Here is a 17,931-nt window from a genome sequence, read left to right as displayed (position 1 = left end):
TCGGCTCAGCCTCCGGAGACGTCCAGTTCGGCGTCGGCCAGCAGCGCCCGATCCGCCTCGCCGAGGCAGGGGGAGTCCAGCCAGCCGTCGGGCAGGTGGGGTCGGCGCGGGCTGCCGGCCCGCCCACGCGGACCCTCTGCCGCACTTCCGGGGAAGGGCACCTGCTCGGGTAGGCGCTCACGCATCCGTGCCAGTGCCGCGTCGAGCTCGGTGAGCGAGGACACGCGCATCAGCTCGGCACGCGCAGCCCCACCCACCGGATAGCCCTTCAGGTACCAGCCGATGTGCTTGCGCAGGTCACGCACCCCCCGGTCCTCGCCCATTTCCGCCGCCAGCAGGCGCCCGTGCTCCTTGATCACGGCGATCACCGCGTCCAGGTCGGGACGGGTGCGCTCCTTGTGGCCGTGCATGGCGGAGACAATGTCGGCGAACAGCCACGGCCGCCCCTGGCAGCCGCGCCCGACGACGACGCCGTCACAGCCGGTCTCCTTCAGCATGGCGACGGCGTCGTCCCCGCTCCACACGTCCCCATTGCCCAGAACCGGTAGGCTGGTGGCCTCCTTCAGACGGGCGATCTGGTCCCAGCGGGCCTTGCCGGCATAGTGCTGCCGGGCCGTGCGCGCATGCAGCGCCAGCGCGGCGATCCCGGCATCGGCCGCGAGCCGGGCGGCATCCAGGAAGGTCTCGTGCTCCTCGTCGATGCCCAGCCGCATCTTCACGGTCACCGGCACCTCGTACTCCCGGCGGGCGGCGTGTACCGCCGCCTGCGAGGCCTGCACCGCCGCGCGCATGATCGCCTCCAGCAGGTCCCGCTTCCAGGGCAGAGCCGCGCCACCGCCCTTGCGGGTCACCTTCGGCACCGGGCAGCCGAAGTTGAGGTCGATGTGGTCGGCCAGGTCCTCTTCCACCAGGATCCGCACCGCAGCGGCCACCGTGGCCGGATCCACCCCATACAGCTGAATGGAGCGAACCCGCTCCGCGGGGTCCGTGCGCACCATGGCGAGGGTCTTGGCGTTGCGCTCCACCAGTGCCCTTGTGGTGACCATCTCGGTGACGTACAGGCCCGCCGGAGCAGCCAGGCCGCCGTCGTCGGTGGTGACCGGCCCCTCAAGTGCGGGCCGTAGCGCGTCTGGCAGCGCCCGCTCGCCGTAGAGGCGGCACAGGCGCCTGAACGAGGCGTTAGTCACTCCCGCCATGGGCGCAAGTACCACGGGTGTGGCGATAGCAAGCGGGCCGATACGCAGGGGCGGTGGTGCGACATCACCCTCGGCGTCTGCGGGGCAGTGCGATGCCGGCACCGGCGAGGCGCTCGGCGGCAGGTTCGGCTCAGACGAAGGAGTCACCGGCACATGCTGGCACATCCTGCTTCAGGATGCCGCCGCGTGCAAGGCTGGTGCCATGAGCGAGCAACCGCACCCGTCCGCGGGCCTACTCGACGGCCGCACCATCCTGGTCACGGGCGTACTGCGTCCCGCATCCATTGCGGCCGCCATCGCCGTCGCCGCCCGGCAGCAGGGTGCGCGCCTGGTCCTCACCGGTCACCCGCGCACGCTGCACCTGACTGCGGCTACGGCCCGCCGCCTTGGCGGGTCACCGGATGCGCTGCCCCTGGACGTGGCCGACGCGGCCTCCTTGGCCGCCTTGCCGGAGCGGCTGCGCACGGCGGGGGTGGAGCGCCTGGACGGCGTGGTACACGCCATCGCCCGCGGCGGCCCCACCGTGCTGGGCACGCTGCTGCCCTCCCGCACAGGGGCCGGGGGTGATACCGCAGACCCGGGCGCGCGCGCCCGGTCACTGGCGGAGGCGTTCACCGTGTCGGCGGGCTCCCTCCCGGCACTGGTTGACGCCTTACGCCCCCTGCTCGGCCCGCGTTCGTCGGTGGTGGCCCTCACCTTCGACACCGGGCACGTCCACCCCGGCTACGGCTGGATGGGGCCACTGAAGGCGGCGCTCGAGGCGAGCGTGCGCGGCCTCGCCGTCGAACTGGGCCCGGCGGGCGTGCGCGTGAACGCTGTCAGCGCCGGACCACTGGCAACACCCGCCGCCTCGGCCATCCCCGGGGTGGACGCCTTGGCGACTAGCTGGGAGGCGGCCGCCCCACTGGGCTGGGACCGCAACGATGCCACCGCCGTCGCCCGCACCGCTGTTGCGCTGCTGTCGGACTGGCTGCCGGCCACCACCGGTCAAGTCATCCACGCCGACGGCGGTGCCCCCCTGCGGCTGACGGTAGGGTATCCGCGTGACGAATGACTCCCCCGGGAAGATCCTCGTGCTGGTACGGCACTCGAAGGCGTCCCACAACGCTCCCACCGATCTTGAGCGCCCGCTGACCTCGCGTGGACGACTCCTGGCCGACGAGCTCGCCCGCTCTCTGGAACGCAGGGTGCCGAGCCTCGACCTGCTGCTGGTCTCACCCGCTGCCCGCGCCCGCCAGACCGCCGGCCCGATGCGTGAGCGCCTGGCCCCCGCACAAACGCGGGTGGAGCCGGAGATCTACCACGAGGGCCCCGGAGGCATACTCCGCCTGCTGCAGCCCCTGCCGGAGACGACCCGTCAGGTGCTGGTGGTTGGCCACGAGCCGACCGTCTCGGTACTGGCGCACATGCTGCACGACACCGTCGACGACCTTGCCGACCAGGTCTCCTTCGGAATCCCGACGGCCACCGCACTCCTGCTACAGGTTTCGGGGCAATGGGCCGGGCTCGGCCCCCGGGCCGCGCACCTGAGCGAGATCGTCACCGCTCCGCGCTGAGCCACGCCGACCCACGGCGCCACTTCGACCGACCTCGGTGGTTATATCGACCGACCTCGGTGGTTATTACGACCGACCTCGGTGGTAACAACGACCGACCTCGGTGCGGTTGGCGTGCTAGAGCAGCTCCAGCACCGCCGTCAGGTCACGCACATGCACTGCGGCTGGCGCTGCCGCGGCCACCACCGGCTTCGCGCAGAACGCCACCCCCAGCCCCGCCGCTGCGATCATGCCAAGATCATTCGCGCCGTCACCCATGGCGATAGTGCGCGCCATGGGGACGCCGTCCGTCTGCGCCCATGCGCGCAGGCAACGGACCTTCTCCTCACGGTCCACGATCCGCCCCTCCACCCTGCCGGTCAGTGCGCCGTCAGCAACCTCCAACCGGTTGGCGGCCACATGATCGATCCCCAGGCGCCGTGCGAGCGGGCCCACAACCTCCTCAAAACCGCCGGAGACCACCCCGACTCGGCATCCGCGCGCGTGCAGGGCGGCGATGAGCTCCCGCGCCCCCGGGGTCAGCCGCACCTGCTCCAGCACCTCGGCGAATACCGAGTCCGGCACGCCGGCGAGCGTCGCCACGCGTTCACGCAGGGACGCGGCGAAGTCCAGCTCTCCGCGCATGGCTCGCTCCGTCACCGCGGCGACGCGATCCCGGGTGCCGGCGCGCTCGGCGATCAGCTCGATCACCTCCTGCTCGATCAGGGTCGAGTCGACGTCCATCACCAGCAGGCCGGGCCCCATGGAGGCCAGCTCGCCGGTGGCGTGTGCGCCGCTGATGCGCGGGGTACCGGCGGGGCTGACGGCGGAGGGCGTGGATGAGTGCATGGGCGGATGCTAACCAATGACGGCGCCACACACGACGCCGCCCCGGGATCATCGCGATCCCGGGGCGGCGTGACCCGGCCGCTCTGCGCCGGGTCAGGGACTCCGATCCGTCGTCAGCGCGTGACCCGCTGGCCCTTGGCGACGACGGTGATGCCGGACTCGGTCACGGTGAAGCCGCGCTCACGGTCGTGCTCCGGGTCGATACCGACCATGGCGCCCTCCTCGACGACGACGTTCTTGTCCAGGATGGCACGGTTGACCACGGTGTTGCGTCCGACGTTGACCCCGTCCATCAGCACCGACTCGCGCACCGAGGACCAGGAGTTCACCCGAACCTCGGGGGAGAGCACCGAGGAGATGACCTCACCGCCGGAGATGATGACACCCGGGGAGACGACGGAGTCGACGGCGTGGCCCAGGCGCTCGTGATGGCCGTAGACGAACTTCGCCGGCGGCATTGAGTTGGTGTAGCCCGCGAACAGCGGCCACCGGCTGTTGTACAGGTTGAACACGGGGCTGACGCTGATCAGGTCCTGGTGAGCCTCGTAGAAGGCGTCCACGGTACCGACGTCGCGCCAGTAGTCGCGGTCCCGCTCGGTGGCGCCGGGGACCTCGTTGTCCTTGAAGTCGTAGACGCCGGCTGCTCCCTGGCCGACGAACCAGGGGACGATGTTCCCGCCCATGTCGTGCTTGGAGGCCTCGTCCGCGGCGTCAATGGTGACCGCCTCGGTCAGGGCGTCGGCATCCATGATGTAGTTGCCCATGGAGGCGAGTACCTCATCCGGGGAGTCCGGCAGGCCCGGCGTCTCCTTGGGCTTCTCCACGAAGGCCTTGATCTTGCCGCGCGAGTCGGGGTCGGACTCGATGATGCCGAACTGGTCCGCGAGCTCGCGCGGCTGCCGGATGCCGGCGACGGTGCACGGCAGCCCGGAGGCGATGTGGTGGTCGAGCATCTGGGAGAAGTCCATGCGGTAGATGTTGTCCGCACCGGTGATGACCACGTAGTCCGGGCGCTCGTCCTCAACCAGGTTCAGGGACTGGTAGATGGCGTCGGCGGAGCCGAGGAACCAGTGCTTGCCCACGCGCTGCTGCGCGGGTACGGGTGCGATGTAGTTGCCCAGCATGTCGGACATTCGCCAGGTCTTGGAGATGTGGCGGTCCAGCGAGTGCGACTTGTACTGGGTGAGCACGACCACCTTCAGGAAGCCCGAGTTGATCATGTTGGACAGGGAGAAGTCGATGAGCCGGTAGATCCCGCCGAAGGGCACGGCGGGCTTGGCGCGGTCGACCGTCAGCGGCATGAGGCGCTTGCCTTCACCGCCGGCGAGGATGATTGCGAGGACGCGAGGAGAAGCCATGGGGCTACCATACGGTGATTTTCGTCATCTCGGGAGTCGAATGGGCCGATTGGATTGAAGTGCTTCCGGATCGTCCGGCGCGCCGGGTGCCAGCGCGCCGCCGGCACGGGAGCGGACCCGGACGCGCCAAAACTGGGCGCCGAGCCCCGGTCGGAGATACTGTGTGACCTACGACAAGGCCCGCCGGATGTGCATGGGTGCACAACCACGAAGGAGAGTGCTGTGACCGACGAAACCAACATCAGTGACGGACTGCGAGTCGACCTGCTGACCAAGGAGTATCCGCCCTTCATCTACGGCGGTGCCGGTGTCCACGTCAATGAGCTCGCCAAGGTACTGCGACCACTTGCGGACGTGCGCGTGCACGCCTTCGGCGGTCCGCGCGAGCCCGGCACCGAGGGTGCCGACGCGGGCGTGACCGGCTACCCGGAGGTGGCCGAGCTCGAGGGCGCCAACGCCGCCCTGCGCACCTTCGGAGTCGACCTGGAGATGGTGCCCGGAGTCGAGGGTGCGGACATCGTCCACTCCCACACCTGGTACGCCAACCTCGCCGGACACCTGGCGGGCCTGCTCTACGGCATCCCCCACATCCTGTCCGCCCACTCCCTGGAGCCCATGCGCCCCTGGAAGGCCGAGCAGCTGGGCGGCGGCTACGCCCTGTCCTCCTGGGCGGAGCAGCAGGCCTACGAGGGGGCCTCCGCGATCATCGCCGTGTCCAACGGCATGCGCGCCGACATCCTCAAGTCCTACCCGAACGTCGACCCCGAGCGCGTCAAGGTGGTGCACAACGGCATCGACCTGGCGGGCTGGGCCCGCCCCGAGGACGCCGACTTCGATGAACTGGCCGCACAGGTCCGCCAGCGCTACGGCATCGACACCTCCCGCCCCACGGTGGTGTTCGTCGGCCGTATCACCCGGCAGAAGGGCCTGCCCCACCTGCTGCGCGCCGTCGAGAAGCTGCCGTCCGAGGTCCAGGTCATCCTGTGCGCCGGCGCCCCCGACACCCCCGAGATCAAGGCGGAGGTGGATGACGCCGTCGCCGCCCTGCAGGGGCAGCGCACCGGCGTGATCATGATCGAGGAGATGCTCCCGCACCGCGAGCTCCAGGCGGTTCTGGCCGCCTCCGACGTCTTCGTCTGCCCCTCGGTGTACGAGCCCCTGGGCATCGTCAACCTCGAGGCCATGGCCATGGGGCTGCCCGTGGTCGGCTCCGCAACCGGCGGCATCCCGGACGTCATCGTCGACGGCGAGACCGGCTACCTGGTACCGATCGAGCAGCTGCAAGACGGCACCGGTACCCCCATCCACCCCGAGCAGTTCGCCACCGACCTGGCCGATCGGCTCACCGAGCTGGTCATGGACGCCGACAAGGCCCAGCAGATGGGCCGTGCCGCCCGCAAGCGGGTGGAGGAGCACTTCTCCTGGACCGCCATCGCCGACCGGACCATGGAGGTCTACCGGTGGGCGCTGGCCAACCCGCGCTGACGCCGTCGCGCGCGTAGCCAGCCGGACTGCCGCATAACGCCGAGGGCGCCGCCACCTGTGAACGGTGGCGGCGCCCTCGGCGCAGGAGCGTCAGTGCGCCCACCACTCGGTGGCGGCGGCAACGCCCTGCCGGGCGGCGGCCAGCAGTGGACGCAGAATCGCCGCGCGCCGGTCGGCCTGCAGCGCCGTGGTGGCCGCGCCGTCGTCGTCCAGGGCCAGGGTGCACATCGCCCGCAGGCGCAGGGACCGCTCCAGCAGTACCCGCCGCCGCGTATCCATGCCGGGCGGCAGCAGCCGCGGATCGACGACGGCGGTGACCAGGTCGTTGAGCGTGTCTGCCAGCTCGGGGCGCTCGCGGGCCAGGTCCAGCTCGACCAGCGCATCGATGGCGTCCTCGGTGGCGGAGTGCACGTCGCGGCGCGCCTGGGATGCGTCCAGCGGCGGAAGCGGTGCGAGCATCTCCTCCACCTGCCAGGTCACGGAGGTTCCGGCGGCCCACGGTACCAGCAGCACGCTGCGTCCGGTGACGGCCTGCATCACGACGCCCTCGCCGACCTCGACGGCGGCGGCCAGTCCCGCAAGCGGGTCCCCAGGGGAGGGCAGCACCGCGCTCACCCTGGCGAGCGGGCCGAAGTCGGCCACCCACTGCTCCAGGGGGACACGTCCCAGCCCCCACGGGGAGACGTCGTCGGCGGCCTCATGCACGCCGTCGGGACCTTGCACGACGGCGCGTCCCTGAGAGGAGGGCAGCGGCGCCCACAGGGCCAGCAGGACGGACAGCGGCAGCGCGAGAGGATCCACGACGCCGCACCATAGCCCCAGTTGCTTAAGGAGGCGCGCCCCGCCTCAGGATAGGGTGAGCACATGACCAGCGTGCTCCGTTTCAACGACGTCTCGCTCCACCGCGGCACCACCCAGATCCTCTCGCACGTGACCTGGAGCGTGGCGGAGGGGCAGCACTGGGTGCTGCTCGGCCCCAATGGTGCCGGAAAGACCACCATCGCCCGCATCGCCTCGGCCCAGCTGTTCCCCTCCTCGGGGACCGTGGACATACTCGGTGACCGGCTCGGGCGGGTCGACGTGTCCGAGCTGCGGCCGCGCATAGGCCTGTCCTCCTCGGCGCTCGCGGCCCGCGTCCTGGGCGGCGAGACCGCCCTGTCCGTAGTGCTGTCGGCGTCCTACGGCAGGATCGGCGTGTGGCGCGAGGAGTACGACGACTTCGACGTCGAGCGCGCCCGCGCACTGTTGGCGGCGCTGGGAGCGGACCACCTGGCCGAGCGGGCCTGGGCGGGCCTGTCCTCGGGGGAGCGCAAGCGTGTGGAGCTGGCACGTGCCCTCATGCCGGACCCGGAGCTGCTGATCCTGGACGAGCCGGCCTCCGGGCTGGACCTGGCCGGACGCGAGCAGCTGCTGTCAGCACTGACCGAGATCGTGTCCGCTCCGGGCGCACCCGCGATGCTGCTGGTCACTCACCACCTGGAGGAAATCCCCGTAGGCTTCACACACGGCCTGGCACTGCGGCAGGGGGAGGCCGTCGCCGCCGGCCCGTTGGACGCCGTCCTCACGAGCGACGTCGTCACCACCGCCTTCGGCCTCCCGCTGGAGATCACCAAGGACCGCGGCCGGTATACGGCGCGTGGCGCCTGAACCGTCCACGCCAATGCCGCCCCCAGCCGCAGGGGCGAACGTAATCAGAGGAGGACCAGATGACTTGGCTATGGTGGATCGGAGCCGCCCTCGTCCTCGGCGTCATCGAGACGGCGACGGCGGACCTGACCTTCCTCATGCTCGCCGGCGGCGCGCTCGGCGGTGCCCTGACGGCCGCGCTGGGTGGCCCGATATGGCTGCAGGCGATCGTGTTCGCCCTGGTCGCCACCCTGCTACTGGTCGCGGTGCGCCCCTGGGCGAAGCGGCACCTGGCGGCGACCACGCCCGAGATGCGTACCAACGCGGCGGCGCGCATCGGCAGGGACGCGACCGCGCTGACCGTGATCGACACCCGGGACGGCCGCATCAACCTGGACGGCGAGGAGTGGAGCGCTCGCCTGGCCCAGGGCCCGGAGGCCTACGGCACCAATGCCGCCGCGCACGTGGAGCCCGGCGCGCGCGTGCGCGTGGTCGCCATTGACGGCGCCGTCGCGGTGGTGACGCCGCTTGCCGGCGGCCGCTAGCGAGCTGCGGCGGTAACAGTTCGTCCCATACCCGTATGCTCCCGATAACGCTCGAAAGAAAGGCCTGACAGTGTTTGAGACCGCGATTCTCGTCATCCTCGTACTGATACTGCTGCTGGTGATCGTCGCCCTGTTCCGGGCGGTGCAGATCGTCCCCCAGTCCTATGCGATCATCGTCGAGCGCCTGGGCAAGTTCCAGGCCGAATACGGCGCGGGCATGCACCTGCTGGTGCCCTTCATCGACCGGGTGCGCACCACCGTGGACCTGCGCGAGCAGGTGGTCTCCTTCCCGCCGCAGCCGGTGATTACCTCCGACAACCTGGTGGTGTCCATCGACTCGGTCATCTACTACCAGGTCACCGACCCCAAGCGCGCCACCTACGAGATCGCCAACTACCTGCAGGCCATTGAGCAGCTGACCGTCACCACCCTGCGCAACGTCATCGGCGCCATGGATCTGGAGCAGACGCTCACCAGCCGCGACCAGATCAACGGCCAGCTGCGCGGCGTGCTGGACCAGGCCACCGGCCGCTGGGGCATCCGCGTATCCAACGTGGAGCTGAAGTCCATCGACCCGCCCGCCTCCATCCAGGGCGCCATGGAGCAGCAGATGCGCGCCGAGCGCGACCGCCGCGCCGCGATTCTGACCGCGGAGGGCGTCAAGCAGTCCCAGATCCTGACCGCCGAGGGTGACAAGCAGTCCGCGATTCTGCGCGCCGAGGGCCAGGCCCAGTCCGCCATCCTCAAGGCCCAGGGCGAGTCCCGCGCCATCCTGCAGGTATTCGACGCCATTCACCGCGGCAACGCCGACCCCAAGCTGCTGGCCTACCAGTACCTGCAGACCCTGCCGAAGATCGCCAACGGCTCCTCCTCGAAGATGTGGATCGTCCCCACCGAGTTCACCGCCGCGCTGGACGGCATCGCCGGCGCGCTGGGCGGGAAGACCGCCCCTGCCGGCCCCGGCTCGGCCGCTTTCACCGGAGGCGGCGACGACGTGAAGGTGGACGTGTCCGGCATGGAGTCCAGCCTCGACATCGCTGGCGACCTCGCCGAAACCAGCCTGCAGGCGCCCGAGGAGGCGCTTGCCCAGGCCCGCGGTGAGGCGGCCTCGGCGTCGCAGGAGGCGGAGGCCGCGGATACGCCCGGCAGCGGGCGTCCCGCCGCGCCGCAGCAGCCGGGCGGACCGGCGGAGGCGGGTGCAGATGCGGGAGCTACTGCGACACTGCCCACCTCCGGGCGGCATGCCGGTGCTCCGGCGGCGGACGTGCCCCCCTCGATCCCGCCGTCGGGACGGGATGCGTGAGACGCGCCCCAACCATGTGCCTACAGTGAAAAGGGACGGTCGGCGAGAGGCCGGCGGTTGTAGCCTCACGAGGTGCTACTCAAGACACTTCGTCATTACCTCAGGCCCTACGCGGCCTCGTTGACGATCGTCTTCGTTCTCAAGATCATCGAGACGATCGCCGTCTTAACGCTGCCCACCCTCAACGCCGACATCATCAACGACGGCGTGGTCACGGGTGATACCGGCAAGATCTGGTCCCTGGGCGGGCAGATGCTCGCCGTCACCGTCCTCCAGGGAGTCGTCGCCGTAATCGGAACCTACCTGTCCGCGAAGGCGGCCATGGGGCTCGGGCGGGAGATGCGCAGGGACATCTTCAACCACGTCCAGCGCTTCAACCTTGAGGAGGTGTCCCGCTTCGGGGCGCCCTCGCTCATCACTCGCTCCACCAATGACATCCAGCAGGTGCAGATGGTGGTGTTCATGGCCTCCACCATGATGCTCATGGCGCCGATCATGCTGGTGGGCGGGACCATCATGGCGCTGCGCGTGGACGTGCCGCTGTCCGCACTGCTGCTCGTGCTCATCCCGCTGCTGCTGGTGGTGGTGGGTGTGCTCATGAGCCGGCTGCTGCCCCACTTCCAGGTCATGCAGGCCCGCATCGACCGCGTCAACCTGGTCATGCGGGAGCAGATCCAGGGTGTGCGCGTCATCCGTGCATTCGTGCGGCAGAAGGAGCGCGGTGAGGTCTTCACCGAGGCCAATGACGCGCTGACCGACACCTCGCTGCGCATCGGCCGCCTGTTCGCCATGCTGTTCCCGTCGGTCACGGTCATCATGAACCTCGCCTCCATCGGCGTGATGTGGTTCGGCGGGCTGCGCATCAACGACGGGCAGATGGAGGTCGGTGACCTGACCGCCTTCCTGAACTACATCATGCAGATCCTCTTCTCCGTCATGATCGCGGTGATGCTCGTGACCATCCTGCCGCGCGCCCAGGTGGCCGCCGGCCGCTTCCAGGAGGTCATGGGCGTCGACCCCGCCATCAAGGCACCCGCCGAGCCGCTGCACCTGCCGGCCCCTGCTGGTCCGGGCCGTGGCCGCCGGGTCACCCTCGACAACGTCACCTTCCGCTACCCGGGAGCCGACTCCCGCGTACTGGCGGAGGTCAACATCGACATGGCGCCGGGCACCACCACCGCCTTCATCGGCTCCACCGGATCCGGCAAGACCACCCTGGCCAATCTGCTGCCCCGCCTGCTGGACGCGACCGAGGGCGCGGTGAGCGTCGACGGCGTCGACGTGCGCGACCTGGACCCCCACGAGCTGCGCGAGAACGTCGCCACGGTGCCTCAGAAGGCATACCTCTTCTCCGGCACCATCCGCTCCACGCTGCTGCACGGTCGGCAGGACGCCACCGACGCCGAGCTGTGGGACGCCCTTGAGGCCGCCCAGGCCGCGGGCTTCGTGCAGGCGCTCGACGACGGCCTGGACCACGAGGTCGACCAGGGGGGCGTCAACTTCTCCGGCGGGCAGCGCCAGCGCCTGGCCATCGCCCGGGCGCTGGTACGGCGGGCGGGCGTGTACGTCTTCGACGACTCCTTCTCCGCCCTCGACTACGCCACCGACGCCCGCCTGCGGGCGGGCCTGCCGCAGGCCACCGGTGGGGCGACGATCGTCGTCGTCGCCCAGCGCGTCGCCTCGGTGCGTAACGCCGACCAGATCGTCGTCCTGGATGAGGGACACGTGGTCGGCGTTGGTACCCACAGTGAGCTCATGGACGCCTGCCCCACCTACGCAGAGATCGTCCTGTCCCAGATCAGCGCGGAGGAGGCCGCATGAGTCACGGACCCGGGCCCAGGCGGGCCCCCAATCAGAAGGCGCAGAACTTCAGGGGCACCTGGAGGCGTCTGCTGCGCGAGCTGCGTCCGGAGCGGGTGCGGATCGGTGCTGTCGTCACGCTGACCACGGCCGCCGTCGTCCTCAACGTGGCGGCGCCCAAGGTGATGGCGCGCGCCACCAACGTGATCTTCGAGGGCGTGCTCGGAAAGATGCTGGGCGGCTTCGGGCTGCCTGAGGGCCTGTCCGGCGCGCAGCTGGAGCAGGTGCTGCGTGCAGCCGGGCAGGACACCTATGCCGACATGCTCTCCGCCTACGACGTCGTGGTAGGCCAGGGCCTGGACAGCCACGCCCTCATGGTGGTCCTGCTGCAGACCCTGGCGCTTTACGTGCTCTCGGCGCTGTTCCTGTGGACGCAGGCCCGCATCCTCGCCGGCGTGGTTCAGCGCACCGGGCAGCGCATGCGTGCCGAGGTGTCCGCCAAGCTGGACCGGGTGCCGCTGTCCTACATCGATCATGGCTCTCGCGGAGACATGCTCTCCCGCGTCACCAACGATGTTGACAACATCACCCAGACGCTGCAGCAGACCCTCTCCCAGGCGCTGAACTCGATCATCACCGTGGTCGGCGTGTTCTCCATGATGCTGACCGTGTCGGTGCAGCTGTCCCTGATCTCACTGGCCACGCTGCCGGTGGCGCTGATCATCACGCTGCTGATCGCCTCCCGCGCCCAGCCGCACTTCACCGCCCAGTGGGACGCCACCGGTGACGTGTCCGGCGTGGTCGAGGAGGCCTTCACCGGGCACGAGGCGGTCACCCTGTTCAACTCCGAGCAGACTTTCAACGCCCTGTTCGAGAAGGAGAACAACCGGCTGTACGAGGGCTCCTACAAGGCGCAGTGGATCTCCGGCACCATCCAGCCGGCCATGCGCGTCGTCTCCAACCTGAACTTCGTGATCATCGCCGTCATCGGCGGCGTGAGGATCACCAACGGCCAGATGACGCTGGGCGATGTGCAGGCGTTCATTCAGTACTCGCAGCAGTTCACCCAGCCGATCACCCAGCTGGCCTCCATGGCGAACCTGCTGCAGTCGGGTGCCGCCAGCGCCGAGCGGCTGTTCGAGATCATGGACGCCCCCGAGGAGACCGACGCCGTCGCCGCCGCGCTGCCGGAGCGGGTGGCCGGCCGCGTGGTCTTCGACCACGTGAAGTTCTCCTACAGTCCCGACACCGAGCTGATAACCGACCTGAACCTCACGGTTGAGCCCGGCCAGACCGTCGCCATCGTCGGCCCCACCGGCGCCGGCAAGACCACCCTGGTCAACCTGCTCCTGCGCTTCTACGACCCGCAGGGCGGCGCGATCACGCTCGACGGCGTGGACACCAGGGAGGTCGCCCGCAACGAGCTGCGCGAGCAGATCGGCATGGTGCTGCAGGACACCTGGCTGTTCGAGGGCAGCATCGGGGAGAACATCGCCTTCGGCGCCGCTCACGCCACGCCCGAGCAGGTGCGCGCGGCCGCCCGGGCCGCCAGCGTCGACCACATCGTGCGCTCCCTGCCCGACGGATACGACACGATCATCGACGACTCCGGGGCGGGCGTGTCCGCGGGGGAGAAGCAGCTGATCACCATCGCGCGCGCGTTCTTGGCCGACCGGCAGATTCTGGTGCTGGACGAGGCCACCTCCTCGGTGGATACGCGCACCGAGCTGCTGGTACAGAAGGCGATGGTCCAACTGCGCCAGGGGCGCACCAGCTTCGTGATCGCCCACCGCCTGTCCACTATCCGCGATGCTGACACCATTCTGGTGATGGAGCACGGAGACATCGTCGAGCAGGGCGACCACGACACCCTCATGGCTGCCCGGGGCGCCTACTACGAGCTCTACCAGAGCCAGTTCGCCGGCCCGGAGGCGGAGGAGGAGGCTGCGGTTGTGGCCGATCCACTCCTGACCGCCGTGGGGCGGGACGCCAAGGGCAAGACCCGCTCGTGATCGTCCCGCTGGAGCACCTGGACGAGGCCGACGAGCGCCTGGCCGACTACACGCGCCTGACCGATGTGGCCCTGCGGCGTCGGCTGGAGACGGAACGCGGCCTATACATGGCCGAGTCCACGAAGGTAATCACGCGGGCGGTCGCCGCCGGGCACGCCCCGCGCTCATTCCTGATGGCTCCGCGCCACTGGGAGCAGATGCGGCCGGTGATCGCGGCGGCCTCCGGCTGCGGCGGACGCGACGACGGCGGTGACATTCCCGTCTTCATTGCTCCGGAGGAGCTGCTGGAGTCCATCACCGGATTCCACCTGCACCGCGGCGCGCTGGCGGCCATGAACCGCCCGGCCCTGGCCGGCGTCACCGAGCTGCTGGCCGGGGCGCGCGGCGGGGCCGGCGCAAGGCGCATCGCGGTACTTGAGGATCTGGTGGACCACACCAATGTGGGCGCCGTGTTCCGCAGTGCCGCCGCCCTCGGCGTGGACGCCGTGCTGGTCACCCCGCACTGCGCGGATCCCCTGTACCGGCGCAGCGTGCGCGTGTCCATGGGAACCGTGTTCCAGGTGCCCTGGACGCGCATAGACCGCTGGCCCGCCTTGGACGAGTTGCACGCCGGCGGCTGGACGGTCGCGGCCCTCGCCCTCACCGGCGACTCACTCGGCCTGGACGAGTTCTCCGCCTCACCCGCCTGCCGTGATCCGGAGGGAAGGGTTGCGGTGGTGCTGGGCACCGAGGGCGACGGGCTGAGCCGACGCACTATTGCCGCCTCCGACGCCGTCGTACGCATTCCCATGGCCGGGGGAGTGGACTCGCTCAATGTGGCCGCGGCCGCGGCCGTGGCCTTCTGGGAGCTGCGGGTGCGGCCCTGAGCGGGGACCGGATCTCGCGACCGGATCTGGAGCAGGCAAAAAAGCAGGTGGCCGACACCCCTCGGGTGTCGGCCACCTGCGTGTGAGACCTCGGCTCAGCGCTGGTCCCGGTGAGCCGGGCTCAGGCGGTGATGCGCAGGAGCGGGTCGCCGGGGGCGACGGCGCCGGACGCGATCGCCTCGACGGAGGCGAAGGCGCCCGTGTTGGTGATCAGCACCGGAGTGGTCAGCGGATGACCGGCCTGCTCGACAGTGGCCCGGTCCACGCGGACCAGCTCCTGGCCGGCCTCGACGTGGTCCCCCTGCTTGACGAGGACGTTGAAGCCCTTGCCCTCCATCTCGACCGTGTCCAGGCCGACGTGGATGAGCACCTCAAGACCGGAGTCCAGGTTGATGCCGTAGGCGTGCCCGGAGGCCGGCGCCACCACGACGGTTCCAGCCGCCGGTGCGACCACCACGATCTCCTGCTCGGAGGGCTCAATGCCCGCGCCCTGGCCCACGGCGCCGCCGGAGAAGACCGGGTCGGCGACCTCGGCGAGCGGGATCACGGTGCCGCGCACGGGTGCGACCAGCTCGGTGACCACGCCGGCGACCAGGGCCGGCTTGGGGGCGGCCTTGGCGGCCTCCAGCGCCAGGTCAGCGGCGGTCTCCTCCGGGGAGGCCTCCACGAATCCGTCCGCGGCAGCGGCCGCGCGGGCCTCCGCCTTCTCCTCGGCCGTGCGGTAGTCGGAGATGAACAGGATGATGAAGGAGGTGAAGAAGGCGGCCGCGATCGCGATCGCGTACAGGGCCATGGGGGAGAAGACCGGGATGGTCAGCAGCGAGGTGAAGGCGAAGGTTCGTGCGTTCACACCGCCACCCAGGCCGACGATCAGACCGCCCACGGCGCAACCGACCAGCATGCGCGGGTAGATGCGCTTGAAGCGCAGGTGAATACCGTAAAGGCTCGGCTCGGAGATGCCGCCGAACAGACCGGCGACCAGCGCGCCGAAGGCCGTCTGCCGCATCTCGTTGTCACGGTCCCGGATGGAGATTGCCAGCACGGCAGCGGTGGCGCCGAAGCACGCGAAGTTCCAGGCACCCATGGGGCCCTGGATGAAGTCGTATCCCAGGGTGTCGATATTGGCCAGCATCAGGGCGTTCAGCGGCCAGTGCAGGCCCAGCGGCACCAGGAACGGGTACAGCAGCGGAATGATGATGGCGAAGACGACGGGGGCGGCGTTATTCAGCGTAGACAGCGCCGTACCCAGGGCCGTACCGACCCAGATGCCGATGGGGCCGAGGGCGAAGGCCGTGATCGGCATCATGATGATGAAGGACAGGAAGGGCACGAACACCATCTGCAGGTTCGGGGAGATGATCCGGGTGAGCCCCTTGTAGAGCGGTGCCAGCAGCGCCACCATGATCAACGGCGTGAACACCTGGCCGCCGTAGTCATTCAGCTGCATGGGCAGCCCGAACACGGTGGCGGTGCAGAAGTCCTGGTCGAGCACAGCATTGTGGGTGCAGACCACGTTGGAGGTCTTCTCCAGGTTGCTCATGTCGATGAAGTTCGGCGTGAGTAGGGCCGCCATGATGGCCGTGCCCACCCACGGGTCGATCCTGAGCTTCTTGGAGGCGTTGTAGGCCACCATGATCGGCAGGAAGTAGAACACCGAGCGGTACATCGCGTCGACGAATGCCAGCCAGGCGGGCTTGACTTCGGCGCGCGTGTCGATCAGCCCGAAGGCCTCGGCCATGGCCTCGCCGGCGATGATCAGGGAGGTGCCCAGCAGCACCGGCAGCAGGGGCCGGAAGGAGTCGGACAAGTACTCGAAGAACGCATCCACGAAGGCGTTCTTGCCGCGCGCCTTCGCACGAGCGGCGGCCTTGACGTCTGCGTTCGACTGCCCGGATGTGCCCCCGCCTCCCTTCATGGCGGGCAGGTTCATGATCTCGTCGTACACGCCCTGGACGGCGCCGCCGATGATGATCTGGTAGCGGTCGCCGGCCTGCGGGACCGCACCCATCACCCCGGGGATCTTCTCCACCGTGGCCTTGTCGACCACGGAGGCGTCCTGGAGCTCGAAGCGCAAACGGGTTGCGCAGTGGGTGAGGTTGACGATGTTCTCGGGCCCGCCAACGGCCGCGAGAATCGCTTCTGGAGCGGATGTGGTTGTTGCCATGTTGACCTTACCGTCGGCCGTGGGCGCCGCTTCAGGAGGGCCCACGGGCTGCGTGGAGGGGCCCCGGTTGTATAGGACCCTGGACTCAGGGTAACGCCCGTAAGGTGATCTGGCACATAGCGTCACCCGATTTGCGTCCTCGTCAGCCGCCTGCCGGATCTTGCCCGGCGCATCCATGGGGGGAGCCTCGCGGTTGTCCGGACGGGCGCTGCGCACCCGCCGAAATCCACCGTACAGGTTCGGCGCAGGGCCCTGGAGTCCCATTCACAGGCCGCCAGCGGGGCGGGAGGGAAGCGGCGCAGGCTGGGGCCGACGGCGAAGACGTCGTCGCACCAACGCACCGGTACAGCAGCCAGTGCGACTGCATGGACTTGCAGCCGGCTGCATGGTTCCGGGGCCGAGTTCCAAGGAGACCCACCATGACCACCCTGTCACCAACCCCGACCGGCGTTCCCGCCGACCGCGCCCCGCGGCGTCGCCCCACCCAGCAACCCGTACACGACCCGGACTATGAGGAGGGTCTGTACGGGCCGCGCGGCTGGACCGTGCGCGCCGGCGTCTGGCACGCGCTGGCAGACTGCCGCGACGAGCTGCGGTCCACCGTGATCCCCGCCCAGTTCGGCTTCGCGCCAGCCGGCATCATCAACGCCGACGGCACCCCGGCGGACGACTACACGCCCTTCCACGACCTGGGCCCGATAACCGCGCGCCGCCTGCTGGATATCCTGCCCGCCGAGCAGCTGAACGACAGGCAGAACCTCGGCCCCACTCTGGGGACCCTGCTGCGCGCATGCGTGAGGGCGAACGGACGGGTGCGCCTGTCCGGCTACGGGATCGGGCCGCAGCGCCGCGACGAGCGCATCAGCGTCGAGGGCTTGTGGATCGAGGACCCGGATCTGCTTGAGGACCTGGTTGACGCGATCCTCGGTGAGGACGACGCCTATGAGGACGACTACGAGGACGACTACGAGGACCGTGATCCCGCAGACGTGGAGGAGCTGGAGGCACTGCTGGCCCTCGCCCTGCGGGAGGTGTGGTGTCACGTGGCCGAACGCTATGAGTTGGACGCCCGCAGCGGTCCTGACGAGTTAAAGCCGCTGCGCCGCCACTGGACCCACGGGCAACTGGGCACCTGGCTGTGGTGGGACTGACCCGACTCGGAGGGCGGAGTCGCGCGGGACGGGTGTGATGC

15 protein-coding genes are annotated in these 17,931 nt (G+C 69.6%); 10 read left to right on the top strand and 5 right to left on the bottom strand.

Going from position 1 to position 17,931, the window contains the following annotated elements; genetic code table 11:
- Positions 1-5 precede the first annotated feature (5 nt).
- Entirely contained in the window at positions 6-1,196 is a 1,191-nt protein-coding gene (gene dusB, locus E4J16_RS07550; protein WP_240038428.1) for a tRNA dihydrouridine synthase DusB, read from the bottom strand.
- Positions 1,197-1,398: 202 nt separating this feature from the next.
- Here dusB and E4J16_RS07545 point away from each other — a divergent pair, with 202 nt between their 5' ends.
- Both E4J16_RS07545 and E4J16_RS07540 read left to right on the top strand, forming a co-directional pair.
- On the top strand, positions 1,399-2,250 hold the full coding sequence (locus E4J16_RS07545) for an SDR family oxidoreductase (RefSeq protein WP_136313662.1): 852 nt from the start codon (positions 1,399-1,401) through the stop codon (positions 2,248-2,250).
- Entirely contained in the window at positions 2,240-2,752 is a 513-nt protein-coding gene (locus E4J16_RS07540; protein ID WP_136193227.1) for a SixA phosphatase family protein, read from the top strand. Before E4J16_RS07545 ends, E4J16_RS07540 begins: the two co-directional genes overlap by 11 nt.
- Before the next feature lie 117 nt (positions 2,753-2,869).
- Here E4J16_RS07540 and serB read toward each other — a convergent pair whose 3' ends face one another.
- Positions 2,870-3,580: a phosphoserine phosphatase SerB gene (gene serB / locus E4J16_RS07535; RefSeq protein WP_136313661.1), complete on the bottom strand. Its 711-nt coding sequence runs from the start codon at positions 3,578-3,580 to the stop codon at positions 2,870-2,872.
- Between the two features lie 113 nt (positions 3,581-3,693).
- Entirely contained in the window at positions 3,694-4,938 is a 1,245-nt protein-coding gene (glgC, locus tag E4J16_RS07530; RefSeq protein ID WP_136193229.1) for a glucose-1-phosphate adenylyltransferase, read from the bottom strand.
- A 252-nt stretch (positions 4,939-5,190) separates the two neighbouring features.
- Here glgC and glgA point away from each other — a divergent pair, with 252 nt between their 5' ends.
- On the top strand, positions 5,191-6,423 hold the full coding sequence (gene glgA / locus E4J16_RS07525; RefSeq protein ID WP_136193326.1) for a glycogen synthase: 1,233 nt from the start codon (positions 5,191-5,193) through the stop codon (positions 6,421-6,423).
- Between the two features lie 90 nt (positions 6,424-6,513).
- Here glgA and E4J16_RS07520 read toward each other — a convergent pair whose 3' ends face one another.
- Entirely contained in the window at positions 6,514-7,224 is a 711-nt protein-coding gene (locus E4J16_RS07520) for a hypothetical protein (protein ID WP_136313660.1), read from the bottom strand.
- 63 nt (positions 7,225-7,287) lie between these two features.
- On the opposite strand from E4J16_RS07520, the gene E4J16_RS07515 reads away from it, so the two are divergent.
- From E4J16_RS07515 to E4J16_RS07490, 6 genes are all read left to right on the top strand, one after another.
- Positions 7,288-8,070, top strand: a complete 783-nt coding sequence (locus tag E4J16_RS07515; protein ID WP_136193232.1) for an ABC transporter ATP-binding protein — start codon at positions 7,288-7,290, stop codon at positions 8,068-8,070.
- A 59-nt stretch (positions 8,071-8,129) separates the two neighbouring features.
- Positions 8,130-8,594, top strand: coding sequence for an NfeD family protein (locus tag E4J16_RS07510; protein ID WP_136193233.1), 465 nt, complete (start codon positions 8,130-8,132; stop codon positions 8,592-8,594).
- A 70-nt stretch (positions 8,595-8,664) separates the two neighbouring features.
- Positions 8,665-9,897 (top strand): SPFH domain-containing protein, encoded by a 1,233-nt coding sequence (locus E4J16_RS07505; protein WP_240038059.1) that lies wholly within the window; start codon positions 8,665-8,667, stop codon positions 9,895-9,897.
- A gap of 72 nt (positions 9,898-9,969) precedes the next feature.
- Complete coding sequence (locus tag E4J16_RS07500; protein ID WP_136313659.1) at positions 9,970-11,718, top strand: ABC transporter ATP-binding protein; 1,749 nt, start codon at positions 9,970-9,972, stop codon at positions 11,716-11,718.
- Entirely contained in the window at positions 11,715-13,709 is a 1,995-nt protein-coding gene (locus E4J16_RS07495; protein WP_136313658.1) for an ABC transporter ATP-binding protein, read from the top strand. Before E4J16_RS07500 ends, E4J16_RS07495 begins: the two co-directional genes overlap by 4 nt.
- A complete protein-coding gene (locus tag E4J16_RS07490) occupies positions 13,706-14,575 on the top strand; it encodes a TrmH family RNA methyltransferase (protein WP_136313657.1) in 870 nt (289 codons plus the stop codon). The genes E4J16_RS07495 and E4J16_RS07490 overlap by 4 nt, the downstream gene beginning before the upstream one ends.
- Before the next feature lie 121 nt (positions 14,576-14,696).
- Here E4J16_RS07490 and E4J16_RS07485 read toward each other — a convergent pair whose 3' ends face one another.
- On the bottom strand, positions 14,697-16,739 hold the full coding sequence (locus E4J16_RS07485; protein ID WP_136313656.1) for a glucose PTS transporter subunit IIA: 2,043 nt from the start codon (positions 16,737-16,739) through the stop codon (positions 14,697-14,699).
- A gap of 419 nt (positions 16,740-17,158) precedes the next feature.
- Between E4J16_RS07485 and E4J16_RS07480 the strand changes: the two genes are divergently transcribed.
- Complete coding sequence (locus E4J16_RS07480) at positions 17,159-17,890, top strand: hypothetical protein (RefSeq protein WP_240038058.1); 732 nt, start codon at positions 17,159-17,161, stop codon at positions 17,888-17,890.
- Positions 17,891-17,931: the final 41 nt, after the last annotated feature.

It is taken from the genome of Actinomyces procaprae, from assembly GCF_004798665.1.
Taxonomy (GTDB): domain Bacteria; phylum Actinomycetota; class Actinomycetes; order Actinomycetales; family Actinomycetaceae; genus Actinomyces; species Actinomyces procaprae.
Note: the sequence above shows the minus strand (reverse complement) of the source record. Positions and strands in the feature narration are given on the sequence as shown.